Raw genomic sequence first — 11,336 nt, forward strand, 5'->3', positions numbered from 1 at the left:
GGCAACGTGAATGTGCCGGTGGTCAACGGTGGCGGCACGGGCGGCAACGTGAACGTGCCCGTCGTGAATGGTGGCGGTACCGGCGGCAACGTCAATGTGCCGGTCGTCAATGGTGGGGGCGCGGGCGGCAACGTGAACGTGCCGGTGGTCAACGGCTGAGGACGGGGTCCGGCCGGGTGGTGGTTCCGCCCGGCCGGACCGCTGTGTGTACCGGTCCACGCCATGCCGCGTGGGCCGTCGGCCTGTGCCGGGACACGAGGACACGCGGTGCCGTCCGGCGGGCGGGGCGCCGCTGCGACGGGCTCGGGGAGGCACTAGAGGTACGCGCCCGGGGCTGGTGCTGCCCAGCCGCGGTGGCGTGGTCCGGGGCGTCCATCGGCGTGGCGGGCTTGCGTCTGCCGCGCAGCATCAGGCCCTGGGCTCGGGACGCACGTAAGAAGCGGGGCCTGACCCGACACTAATCGTCATACGACCGCACATTGTGGCTCTGACCGCGCCAACTGAGCGCTTGACTGTAGATCGCCGTCGCAGCCGGTGATCAAGGATGCGACGGGCCTGGCGTAGGGAGCCGGTGTCTCTGCGCCAGCTGTTGGCGGCGCCGGCGGACGTGGACAAAGGAGACGGGACGAGGAGAGAGACCGATGACTTCAACGGCTACTTCGCCTTCGACGCGCGAGGTCAGGTGCTGCGGCCGACCGGATGCCCCAGTCCGCCGGCGAGCGGACGTCCGGTCCTCAGCTCGGCCGGCCGGCCTGTCATCGGATGCAGAGAGGTAATCCAGTGAAAGCGATCGTGGTGACTGACAAGGCCGCCGGAACGGCCGGGATGAAACTGGTGGAGCGGCCTGATCCGGATGCGGTGAGGCTCGCCGGCCTCGAGGGCGCCAACTACGGCGATGTCGTCGTAGCGGTCCACGCGTCGAGCTTCACCGGGAACGAGTTGGAGTGGCCATCGACCTGGGTCGATCGCCTCGGCCGGGACCGGACGCCTTCGATTCCCGGCCACGAGGTGGCCGCCGGCAACGTCTCCGCCGGAGGCAAGGGCTCACCTCAACCGCATCGACGTGCTTGCGGCGCCTTGTGCGAGGACGGCGCAGCCTCCGGTACGGCGTAGCGGGGTCCGCGTCGTCTCCCTGGGAGATCGAACGCGCTGGCGCGCACGATGCAGTTGGTAACTCGTGCGGTGCGTGCCCCGCACTGGAGTGCTCCGGTGCGGCTTCGCCGTCTCACGGATCCGCGCAGAGATCCCGCCAGGTTCCGATCCCACGCTCAACGAGTCTGCGCTCGCCCGCAGAAAGTGACCGAAGCAGGCCGGTTCCGCTGAGGCGGAGCGGGAGCGTGAGTCAGACGGGGCGACGGCCGGCCACGGCGCCACTCGGATCGTGCCTGATTTCAGAGCGACACTGGAGACGGCGGCGGACGCGCAACGGTGCTTGACGCGTCGGTCGCCGACCGGCAGCGTCCCCGTCAGGTCGACGCCGACTGCCGCTGAGGGGTCCCCGTGCGCCCCAGTTGATACGTGTGGGCAAACGTCCGGCTCAAGCCGCACGGAGTCACTCGCCGCGGTTGAGCGTCCTCACACCTACTCCATCACGTGCGCGTCATGGCTGTCCGGCCTACCGTTAAGAGGGTTGGCTGGGTCAGTCAGGTCACCGGACCCACACTGGGCCCGCCACTCGGAAGCGGTCGCCCACGGCCTCCGACCTGCACATGGCTGGTCGGCCCCCACCACAGCGCAGTCTGCGCCCGTGTGAGGCAGCGGTTTGTGTGGCACTCGCCGGGTGCGGGCCGCCCGACCACACGCGGCGGCCCGACCAGATCGGGGCGGAACCCGAGGGGAGGACGGTGCCGAGGTGACCGAGACCAGCGCTCTCGCGGCATGCTCAGTCCCATGAAGCGCGGCAAGCGATACGCCGTTGCCGCCTCCGGACAGTGGACCGCCGAGGAGGACGGCCGGCGCAGGCTGCCCGCCGGCGAGGTCCATGCTTGGGAACTGGGCCGGAACGAGACCGTGTGCGGGCTGTCTCTGAGCCGCTCGCAACTCGTTCGCTTCCCGCATGTCAGCTGGCCCGACACCTTCCCGGAATCCGGCGGCGCGGCCGACCGTGTGCAGAGGGTGTGCCGACGCTGCGGCTCCGTGGCCGGGCACCGCGGAGGTGACGCACGCCCACCATGGCATCGGGCCCACCCCCGACCATGAGCCCCGCCTTAGCTGCTGGGCCAGCGCAGGAAGCCCGATGTCGGTATCCCCGATGCCGGATGGTGCCCGATTCCGCGTTCGTCAGCGCCCCCGCACGCGCCGTCGTAATGCCCATGCCCCAGCACGCTCACCGTTCCAGTGACGTGGTCAGGCCGAGCGGCTGGCGTTCGTTCTGCATGGCCCGGATGACGGTGTGCGGCCGAGTGAGGCGCGAGGGCACGGGGACGGGGTCGAGGACGGTAAGACGCCAGGCGGGGATGTCGACGAGCTTGATCTCGTACCCGTCACGGCACCAGTTTCCGTACAGCTCCTTCGTCTCCGGAATCCTTCCGGACCTGCGTGCCGCGGCGACGCGGGACGGCCACTTCTCCAAGCCGGGACCGCTGCCGCTCTTGACGATCCTGCCGCCGGCCGCGTTCATCTGCTCCTCGAACTGCTGCAGGGCGGCGGCGAACGTCTTCCTTCTGGACGCCGAGTCCTTGAGCCTGGTCTTGTCCGTCAGGCTCGTACGGCGGTGCCGTAGTCCCACCCGAATAGCTGTTGTTCCGTCCATGCTCCGGCTTCCTTCTGTGCAGGGTGGTGCGCTCGGTGGGCGTGCTTGTGTTGGAACGCGCGGGTGCCAGGCGGTCTGTGGCGTCAGCGCTGACAGGTGGCTCGCTCTTTGAAGAGCTCGAAGCCGCGCTGCATCATCGCGACGGTGCGGTCTGTCGCCCAGAAAAGCACCTTCGGGGAACTGGTGATCTGTGCGAGGTTCACCCGTCCCTGGGTGCCCACGATGTTGCGCTCCAGGATGCTGAGGGTGCTGTAGATGTCGCCGTGTGCCAGCGAACTGCAGCTGCTCCACACGACTTCGGCCTCGGCGGAGCCCATGGGAGTCAGGGCTCCCGCTTCCCGCACGATTTCCGAGTACGTCGCGGGCTTGAGGACCCTCTTGGCGTCCGCCGAGTCTGTTCCCGCCTTGATGACGAGGTCGGTCAGCTGCTGCATCCGTACGTCCAGCGGCCGCCTGGGCTGTTGCTGGAGCAGTGCGTTCATGCGGTCGGAGTTTTTGTTCTCGCCGGCCTGCATGCACAGCCGCCGCTGCACGCGTACGAGGCGCTGGTTCGGCCTGAGCATCCACACCGCGCGGGCGCTGTTCTCGAAAGCGCCTCGCAGCAGCGAGTACTGCCCGTGGGTGTGGAGCGTGATCGAAACCGAGTTGTCCCGCGGGTCGTCCGCAAACGTGGAGCTGAAGCAGTGGAGGTGGTCGACGGCCACGCCCAGAGCGTTCCAAGCGTTGTGCGACACCTGGTAGGGGTCAGTCTTGGCGTCATCCCCGGCCAGGGCGCTGCCGGGCTGCACCTGCCACTGCCTGGAGTCGGACTGGGTGAGGCTCTCGTACGGCCTGGCACTGTCCAGTAGTGCAAGGATCCGTCTGAGGTATTGATCTTCCTCAGTGGTGGTTGTCACGACTTGAGGGTATGGGTGAAAGTCGTAATAGTGCGCGGGATTTACGTATCTCGCCTGACCGTCAAGTCGGGATGACCGGGGCGGCTTCATGTACGAGCGTGGCCGCCCCGGGAGCCCGAGTACGTCAGGACGGTGCGACGGTCAACGTCGTCTCGGTCCTGCTGTCGGCAAGCGCGGCGAGGTACCGCTCTGCGTCGAGTGCCGCCTGGCAACCACTGGCGGCGGCCGTGATGGCCTGGCGGTAGGTGTGGTCGACGACGTCGCTGGCGGCGAAGACGCCGGGGATGTTGGTGCGCGTGGAGGGCGAGGCGACCTTGACGTAGCCGTCGTCAGGCCGCCGCCGAGCTGTCCGCCCTGCTTGTCGAGCATCCGCTGCGGGAGCGGGTCTGCGGGCTTTTGATGACCGCTCTGTATGGTGCGGGACGGCAGTCGGAGGCGTTGACGACCTACCACACGACCAGCCATTTGCTGCGCCAGCGTCTCGGTGTCAACCCTTCGCCGGAACTGCGGCAGGTGCACGAGCGTATTCTCTCCGGGCGGTTGCAACTGCCGCAGGGCGTCGGCCGTGAGACCGGCGGGCGGCGTCCTGTCTCCCCGCAGGCGCCGGCGCAGCTGCCGGCGGCCCTGCCCAGCCTCGTCGGGCGTGAGAGGGAGCAGGAGCAGGTCGAGCGCCTGGCGGACGAGGCCGAAGCGTCGTCTTCGGTGGCCGTCTGCGTGGTCGGCGGGATGGCAGGCGTGGGCAAGACGGCGTTCGCCACAGCCACCGCCCACCGTCTGGCCGAGCGTTTCCCCGACGGCCAGCTCTTCGCGGACCTGCAGGGCGCGGGGCCGGGAGCTGAGCCGAGGAATCCGGCAGGCGTTCTCGTGGACTTCCTGCAGTCCCTGGGAGTACGGAGCGAGGCCATACCCGAGACCACGCAGGCCCGAGCGCTCATGTTCCGGGGCCTGCTGGGCAAGCGTCGCATGCTGGTCGTGCTCGACAACGCATGGAACACCGACCAGCTCAAGGACCTCCTTCCGGGGGGCCCCGGTTCCATGGCGATCGTCACCAGCCGCATGCAGCTTCACGCGCTCGTAGCCGCCTACCAGGCGCTTCCCCTGACCCTGCTGCCACTGAGCCAGGACGATGCGCGCAGCTTCCTGGCCCGCCGTCTGGGAGCATCGAGGACCGCGGCCGAGCCCGAGGCCGTCGACCGCATCATCCGATGCGCCGGCCGCCTTCCCCTCGCACTGGCCAACGTCGCGGCCCGCGCGGCCTACCGCCCCCAAATGCGCCTGACCAGCCTCGCTGACGAATACGCCCCCTCCGAGCACGACATCCTGGACGCCTTCACGAGCGAAGAGGACCCGGTACTCGACGTCCGCGCCTCCATCGCCAGGTCGTACCACCAGCTCGACTCGGAGGCAGCCTCGCTCTTCCGAGCCCTGGGAGCCCGGCCTTCGGACATGTTCGCCGCGTCCGATGCCGCCGACACGGCCGCGCAGCCCGAACAGCGGGTGCGGCAGACGCTGCCGCGGCTGATTCACGCACATCTCATTTCAGAGGTCGGGCCCGGCAGGTACAGCTGGAACCGGCTCGTCGCGGCGTTCGCCGCCGAGCAGGCGCGATTGAGCAGACCGGAGGTACCCGACCAGTCGCGCAGAACCTGACACGTGTGAAGCCCGGGACCGCGCTCCTCTGCTGGGAGGATGGACAGCCACTGATCGCTGGGGAGTTTCGGCCGCTGCCGGCGGCAGGTGGGGCCGTCGCGGGTCCCGCACATCACGTGCGGGACCCGCGACGCCGGCGTCAGCGGTGCTTGCCCACGACGGTGCAGAAGTTGCCGATGTTCTCGTGGTTGCCGGCGGTCCCCAGTTCGACGCCGACGGCGGGCGCGAAGGCGGTGCCGGCGTCGAACGTCTGGTGGCAGTGGACGAACTGCGCGTTGCCGGCGGGGTCGTCGTACCCGAAGTCGCCGGCGTGGGCGGCCGTGCCGACCAGCCCCATACCGCCAACGACGACCGTCAGGGCCGCAGCCCGCGCGAGCATCCTCATTGCATCTCCAGTTCCTCTGAGTACGGCCATCACGGACCGTGCGCTTACCGCACCAGAATGTAACAGAGTCTGGACATATCTCGTCGTATGCCTTGGAGTGCCGCAAGGCTGGCCAAAACGTGCTTTGAGGCTAAAAGCGCAACCAACGCATCACGGGCACGTGCCAGGGGCTGCTGTCACTCTCCCGGGCACGTGCACCGGTTGGGCTCAAGGGCGCCGGACCGAGCCTCCTGTGAGCGCGTGTGCTGCCACCGGCACCGCCTTGTGGTGGCTGCGTTCGCGGCTCGATGTCCGTGCGGCCGCGCGGTGACGGACCCCTCATCAGTGATCTCCCGGGGCCGCCCCCCCCCTGACTTGTCTCCGGCTAGATGCGGAACCTTGGAACGTGGTCAGCGACAGGGCCCGTCGTTCCGGACCATGCGTTCTCACGGGCAGCCCACCGTTCAGGCGCCGCGCCACGCAATGGCCGACCGCTGTCGCCGGTCGTATCCGGGGCCGACACCGTGCGCCCCGGCTCCTGCGCGGTCCGGGCCGTGCACGGGGATCCGTCCGTACGATCCGGTGACCTTGAAGGGGCCGCGAGGCCGGTGCGGCCGCCTGCCCATGCCCGCGCCTTCCCGGCAAGTGGGTCGTCCGGGTGCGACTCGGCAGGGAGTCGGCAGGCGGCGCACGTCAGGAACGTGGTCGCACGGATGGCCCGTCCACCTCCTTCGAAGCGTCGGCCATCCGTGCGTCCTCCTTGGAAGCGTCGGCCATCCGTGCGTCATCGTTCATTTGCGCAGGTCCGCGCGGCGGCGGAGCCCTGGCCGGTAGACGTCGGCCGCACGCCGGCAGCCCCACGTCGGGCCCTGGTCACTACTTCGGCGTGCCGTGGCCGAAGAGCCGGCGCTCCCCGTGCAGGGTGAAGGGAGTGGTCCGCAGGTCCACGACGCTGATGCCGAAGATCTTCAACTGCAGCATCAGTTCGGTCTTCAGGTCGTAGCCGGCCGTCAGTTCCCAGGCCGGCTCTCCGCCCGAGGCCGCGCTCGCCCGTCCACGCAGTTTTACGGAGAGGTCGCCGCCTACTCCGGCAGCGTCGTAGAGCGAGACCGTGGATCTGGCGCCGATGACCGCCTCAGCGGTGGCCGCACCTGCGACGCGCGGCTGGGCGCCCCCGGTGTGCTGCTCGGTGTGGTGGACGGACCGCCAGCCCGTTGCGCGGTCGTAGCGGGCGCCGATGTCGAACGAACCGGACGTGCGCTGGTCGGCGTCGAGGACGATGCGCCCGTCGGCCGTGAAGCGGTAGACGAAGACGACCTCGGTGTTGACGACGACGGGCACGGGACCCAGCCAGAAGGTGTGCCGACCGGTGACCGCCGCGAGCGGCCGGGTGATCTCGCCGGAGTCCACCGCGCGGCTCACCTTGCCGTGGACCTGCCAGTCGTATCGGTAGGAGCCGCCGAGGCCGACGGCCGCCCGCTCGGGCAGGACCGACAGCCCGCGCCGCTTCTCGTACTGGAAGAACACCTCGGGCGTGAACCGAACTTCGCCCGCCAGCCGCGCGGGTGAGCGGTCGGTGGCCCCGATCCCGGCGGGCAGCGGCACGTCGAGGGCCAGGCGGAGCGTGGTGAGCGGTGTCGCCGCCTCACGCGGCAGGCCGGAATCGGTGGTCTGCGCCGGTGCGGGGGAGGAGGGGGCGGAGGACTTCGAGAACGCGGTGAGGGGACGCGACGGCGACGCGGACGGTGCGGCCGAGGCCGTGCCGGTGCCCGGATCCGTGCCCGTCGGCCCGGAAGAGGAGGGGGTGCCCTGCGAGGGAGCCTGACCGGCGGGTCCGGACTGGACGGGCGAGGCGGGCGCCGGGGCGTCCGCGGCGGTCGAGGCTCGGTCCACGGTGGCCGTCACGCCCTTCGACAAGGGCCTGACGCGCAGTTCGCGTGAGGAGAGCGCCATGCGCTGCGCCACGCTGCGCTCACCGAGGAGTTCGGGAAGCGTCGCGGGCGCCGTCGTCACGGAGACCTCGTCTCCTGTGCTCGCGACCACCTTGGCGACCTTGAACAGCGCACCGGCGGGGGCTGAACGTGTCGGCGCCGAAGCGACGACGTCACCGGCGCGTACGGGCTGGTGCCGGGAGGTTTTCAGCAGCGCTGTGCGCCGGCCTCGGTCGTACGCGGCGACGCGGACGGACGCGGAGTGAACGCCCCGGTCCGGCCGGGCAGTCGGCTGAGCGACCACGGCGGCGTCGCTGTCGCTCTCCGCTTCCTCGTGGCCGGGTGCGGAGGCACTGCTCAGGGGCGCGGCGGCGGGGTCCGTGGGGGTGGCGCTGGACGGGGAGAGCAGCGCCCCCACGCCGAACCCGGCGGGCACGAGTATGCCGAGGACGGTGGCGGGCAGCGCCACGCGTCTCCAGGAAAGGGCCATGGAAGTCCTTGATGTGCGATGAGAGGGGGGGTGGGACCGGCAGCGCGGTCCTCCAAGTCCCGTCGCCCATCGGCCACATGACGTATGTCGGAGCTCCGGACCCCGGGACTGCTGGACCTAGCATGGCGAGCGTTCGAACAACGCACCATGGAGGAAGGCAGCGACCTATGGGGGGCACGGAGGAGGTTTCCACAAGGGTGCCGGCGGCGGTCGCCGCCCTGCGCGGCGACCTGGCCGGCATCGTCGGTGAGATGACCGACAGGCTGAGGGCGGAACTGCCGTCGTACGCGCGCGTGCCGCCGGATCTGCTGACACTGCGAGTGACGCACGCGGTGGATCGTGGCCTGGGAGTGGTGTCGCGGCTGTACGCGGCCGGAGTTGCGGGCGCGCGGCCGGCGGCTGCTCGTGGGGACGGCGGCGCCCCGGCGGTGCCGGCCACCGAAGCCGGGGCGATCGGTGACACCGTGCCGGTCGACGAACTCATCCACGCCCACCGGATCGGCGTGGACGTGGTGTGGTCGCGGTTCGCCGCGGAGATGGCCGCGCGGCAGGCCACCCCCGAGGAACTGCTTGCGATCGGTGAGCAGGTGTGGTCGTGGGCGGGCGCGACGACACTGCGGATCGTGCGCCGCAGTGCGCGTCGGAACGCGGGGACCGGCACGCGTCCCGCATCTGCCGAGGAACGGCTCCATACCTACGTACGCCTCCTGTTGACGACCCCGGGGGATTCGGTCGCAGTACGGGCCTTCGCCGGACAACCGGGCGCGGCGCGCCTGCCGTTCAGGGCACGGGCGGTGTCCGGGCCGACGGTGCTGGGCGATGTGGTGGGCTCGCTGCAGCCGTGGCTGGCCGCGGACCCGGCCGGTCAGCCCATGGTGACCGTCGTCGACGGTGACGCGGCGGGTCTGCTGACCGTGCGCCCTTCCGCCCTGTGCCGGAATATGGTCGTGGGCCTGGGCGCGGCGGTCGAGGCACCCGACCTGGCCGGGGAGTTCAAGGCGGCGGGCCGAGCGGTGGACACGGCGGTGGCCTTCGGTATGGCCGGGGTGTTCACCTGCGACGAGCTGGGGCTGCGGGCCGCCGTGGCGCAGACGCCGGGGCTGGGCGAGCGCCTGGTACGCCAGCGACTCGCCCCCTTGCGCGAACACGGGGACGACGGCGCCCAGTTGGAGGAGGCGGTGGCGGCATACCTGGAGCACGGGCTGCGGCTGGAGGCGGCGGCGCGCACCCTTTTCGTCCACCCGAACACCCTGCGCAACCGATTGCGCCGCTTCGAGCGGATCTCCGGGACCAGTCTGCGCGATCCGGCGGACCTGGCGGAGGTGTGGTGGGCGCTGGCGCACCAGCGGGTGCACGGCCGTCCGGCCGCCGCGACGCCGGTGGGCGATCGGTGAGGGCGGCACGGGCAGTCGGCAGGTGGCCGCCACGGCGCGTACCGGCTCCCGACGGGACCGCGGCCACGACGCGGACGGCGAGGAACTGATTCGAGCGACACGGGTTTCAGCGAGACGGGTTTCAAAGGGGGAGCGACACGTATCGCACGGGCACCTTGCCACGGGAGCGGCCGCCGCGGTGAAGCCGCTGTCACCTCTCGCCCCACTCCTTGTGACATCTATCGAATCTCGATAGATTTCGACCGGGAGTCGATGGAAGGAGAGGTCGTGGGTAACCTGACAGTGCACGCTCTGCGCGCCGTGCTCGCGGTGGTGCTCGCCGGTACGGCGTTCGTACAGGCGTCGATGGTCTGGGCGTTGGCCACCGGCGAGCGGGAAGGGACGCTCCCGCTGACCCCGCTGCGCGTGATCACCATTTTGGGCATGGTGGCGGCTCAGGTCGTCCTGGTCTGTGTATGGCGCCTGGTGACGATGGTGCGACGCGGAACCGTGTTCTCCCACTCCGCCTTCCGGTACGTGGACGTCGTCATCGGCGCCATCGTGACGGCTGCCCTTGCGTGGTTCGCGGTCACCCTCGTCAACGCGCCGGGCCAGCGGGACGACCCGGGTGTCACCTTGGTCATGGGCGGGGTCGGCGTGGCCATCCTGGGCGTCGCGCTCATCGTGCTGGTGCTGCGGATGCTGCTCGCCCAGGCCGTCGCACGCGACGCCGAGGCGGCACGTATGCAGGCCGAGTTGGACGAGGTGATCTGATGCCGATCGTCGTCGACATCGACGTGATGCTGGCCAAGCGGAAGATGTCCGTGGGCGAGCTCGCGGACCGTGTGGGGATCACGCCCGCCAACCTCGCCGTACTCAAGAACGGCCGCGCCAAGGCAGTGCGCTTCGCGACGCTCTCCGCCCTTTGCGAGGTGCTCGAATGCCAGCCGGGCGACCTGCTGCGCTGGGAGCCTGCCGAAATGCGCGATGCGTTCACCTGATCCCGGCCTCCGGCCTTCGCGTCCGGCCCGCCGCCTCGTGCCCCGTACCTCGGGAAAGTAACTCCCACTTCGCATGCTTCCGGGCCGGAAGCAGGGGCATCCGGTGGTCAGGAGGTTGATGACAATGGTTCCCCTGCTTCTGGTTCTGCTGCTGGCTCTGATCCTCTTCGGCGCGGGTTTCGCGCTGAAGGCGCTGTGGTGGATCGCGGTGATCGTCCTCATCGTGTGGCTGCTCGGCTTCGTCGTCCGCTCGGCGGACAGCGGTGGCCGAAGGGGGCGCTGGTACCGCTGGTAGGCGAACGCGGCTGAACGCCAAGAGGGTGCCGCGCGAAAGGTGTGAGGCCCGGCCGGACACGGCCGGGCCTCACACATGTATGCGCACGCCCCGGGACGGCTGGGAGAGATCGGGCGCATCGGGCGTCCTGCCGGGTACGTGTGCATAGCGGCGGCCGGGTCGGTACGGGCCTCCGGTTCCGGACCCGCGGGACCTAGATCCGCAGTGCCGCCTTGACGGACTGGGAGCCGATGACGGTGGCGACAGCGCAAGGGGCCCGGCCCGTCTCGCGGCGGATGCGTTTGCGCAGTTGGCCGCGGATCTGTCAGGCCGGCGGCGGGAGGAGAGGTTCGATGAGGGCCACCCGGTCAGGTGTCGACGTGCTCGGCGATGACGAAGCGCAGGCAGGCAGTCCCGCGCGCATCTGCCTGGGCGTCAGCAGACGGCTCGCTGGCGACAGCAGTGGCCCGAGCAGACCGTGCTCGACTGGCCATCAGAGCCCACCACCTTGACGTCTGCCTCAACCTGAGGCGCGGATGCTCCCTGAGTCTTGTCGGCTCCCACTCTGCGCGCTCCGGTTCACCGTGGCGTCGCCGGTACCGGGG

General features: G+C 70.1%; 11 protein-coding genes and 2 pseudogenes. 7 read left to right on the top strand and 6 right to left on the bottom strand.

All coding sequences use genetic code 11. The features are described from left to right. Positions 1-780 precede the first annotated feature (780 nt). Together IE249_RS31810 and IE249_RS39140 are read left to right on the top strand one after the other, a co-directional pair. On the top strand, positions 781-1,113 hold the full coding sequence (locus IE249_RS31810; protein ID WP_229859710.1) for an MDR/zinc-dependent alcohol dehydrogenase-like family protein: 333 nt from the start codon (positions 781-783) through the stop codon (positions 1,111-1,113). Between the two features lie 777 nt (positions 1,114-1,890). Continuing rightward, positions 1,891-2,199 carry a hypothetical protein gene (locus IE249_RS39140; protein ID WP_229859711.1) on the top strand — a complete coding sequence of 103 codons (309 nt, stop codon included), beginning with the start codon at positions 1,891-1,893 and terminating at the stop codon, positions 2,197-2,199. 127 nt (positions 2,200-2,326) lie between these two features. Here the strand turns inward: IE249_RS39140 and IE249_RS31815 are convergent, their stop codons facing one another. The 3 genes and pseudogenes from IE249_RS31815 to IE249_RS31825 all read right to left on the bottom strand — a co-directional run. Then, positions 2,327-2,752: a hypothetical protein gene (locus tag IE249_RS31815; RefSeq protein WP_189710435.1), complete on the bottom strand. Its 426-nt coding sequence runs from the start codon at positions 2,750-2,752 to the stop codon at positions 2,327-2,329. Positions 2,753-2,835: 83 nt separating this feature from the next. After that, positions 2,836-3,648, bottom strand: a complete 813-nt coding sequence (locus tag IE249_RS31820; RefSeq protein ID WP_189710437.1) for a hypothetical protein — start codon at positions 3,646-3,648, stop codon at positions 2,836-2,838. A 124-nt stretch (positions 3,649-3,772) separates the two neighbouring features. Then, positions 3,773-3,979, bottom strand: a pseudogene (locus tag IE249_RS31825) (thioredoxin-disulfide reductase); the annotation flags it as partial. 41 nt (positions 3,980-4,020) lie between these two features. Between IE249_RS31825 and IE249_RS31830 the strand changes: the two are divergent. Continuing rightward, on the top strand, positions 4,021-5,298 hold the full coding sequence (locus IE249_RS31830) for a BTAD domain-containing putative transcriptional regulator (RefSeq protein ID WP_229859726.1): 1,278 nt from the start codon (positions 4,021-4,023) through the stop codon (positions 5,296-5,298). 139 nt (positions 5,299-5,437) lie between these two features. On the opposite strand, the gene IE249_RS31835 is transcribed toward IE249_RS31830, so the two are convergent. Together IE249_RS31835 and IE249_RS31840 are read right to left on the bottom strand one after the other, a co-directional pair. Next, positions 5,438-5,683, bottom strand: coding sequence for a hypothetical protein (locus IE249_RS31835; RefSeq protein WP_189710439.1), 246 nt, complete (start codon positions 5,681-5,683; stop codon positions 5,438-5,440). Positions 5,684-6,538: 855 nt separating this feature from the next. Next, the gene (locus IE249_RS31840; protein ID WP_189710441.1) at positions 6,539-8,083 is read right to left on the bottom strand and encodes a hypothetical protein; all 1,545 of its coding nucleotides are present in this window, start codon (positions 8,081-8,083) and stop codon (positions 6,539-6,541) included. 197 nt (positions 8,084-8,280) lie between these two features. Here IE249_RS31840 and IE249_RS31845 point away from each other — a divergent pair, with 197 nt between their 5' ends. The 4 genes from IE249_RS31845 to IE249_RS31860 all read left to right on the top strand — a co-directional run bounded on the left by IE249_RS31845 (position 8,281) and on the right by IE249_RS31860 (position 10,752). Further along, the gene (locus IE249_RS31845) at positions 8,281-9,477 is read left to right on the top strand and encodes a helix-turn-helix domain-containing protein (protein WP_229859712.1); all 1,197 of its coding nucleotides are present in this window, start codon (positions 8,281-8,283) and stop codon (positions 9,475-9,477) included. A 267-nt stretch (positions 9,478-9,744) separates the two neighbouring features. Continuing rightward, complete coding sequence (locus IE249_RS31850) at positions 9,745-10,230, top strand: DUF2975 domain-containing protein (protein WP_189710445.1); 486 nt, start codon at positions 9,745-9,747, stop codon at positions 10,228-10,230. Continuing rightward, positions 10,230-10,457 carry a helix-turn-helix domain-containing protein gene (locus IE249_RS31855; RefSeq protein ID WP_189710447.1) on the top strand — a complete coding sequence of 76 codons (228 nt, stop codon included), beginning with the start codon at positions 10,230-10,232 and terminating at the stop codon, positions 10,455-10,457. Before IE249_RS31850 ends, IE249_RS31855 begins: the two co-directional genes overlap by 1 nt. A gap of 124 nt (positions 10,458-10,581) precedes the next feature. Further along, positions 10,582-10,752 (top strand): DUF5670 family protein, encoded by a 171-nt coding sequence (locus tag IE249_RS31860; protein ID WP_055705189.1) that lies wholly within the window; start codon positions 10,582-10,584, stop codon positions 10,750-10,752. Between the two features lie 205 nt (positions 10,753-10,957). Here IE249_RS31860 and IE249_RS39145 read toward each other — a convergent pair. Next, positions 10,958-11,056, bottom strand: a pseudogene (locus tag IE249_RS39145) (IS5-like element IS4811 family transposase); the annotation flags it as partial. Positions 11,057-11,336: the final 280 nt, after the last annotated feature.

The organism is Streptomyces anandii JCM 4720 (genome assembly GCF_014650655.1).
Classification (GTDB): Bacteria; Actinomycetota; Actinomycetes; order Streptomycetales; family Streptomycetaceae; genus Streptomyces; species Streptomyces anandii.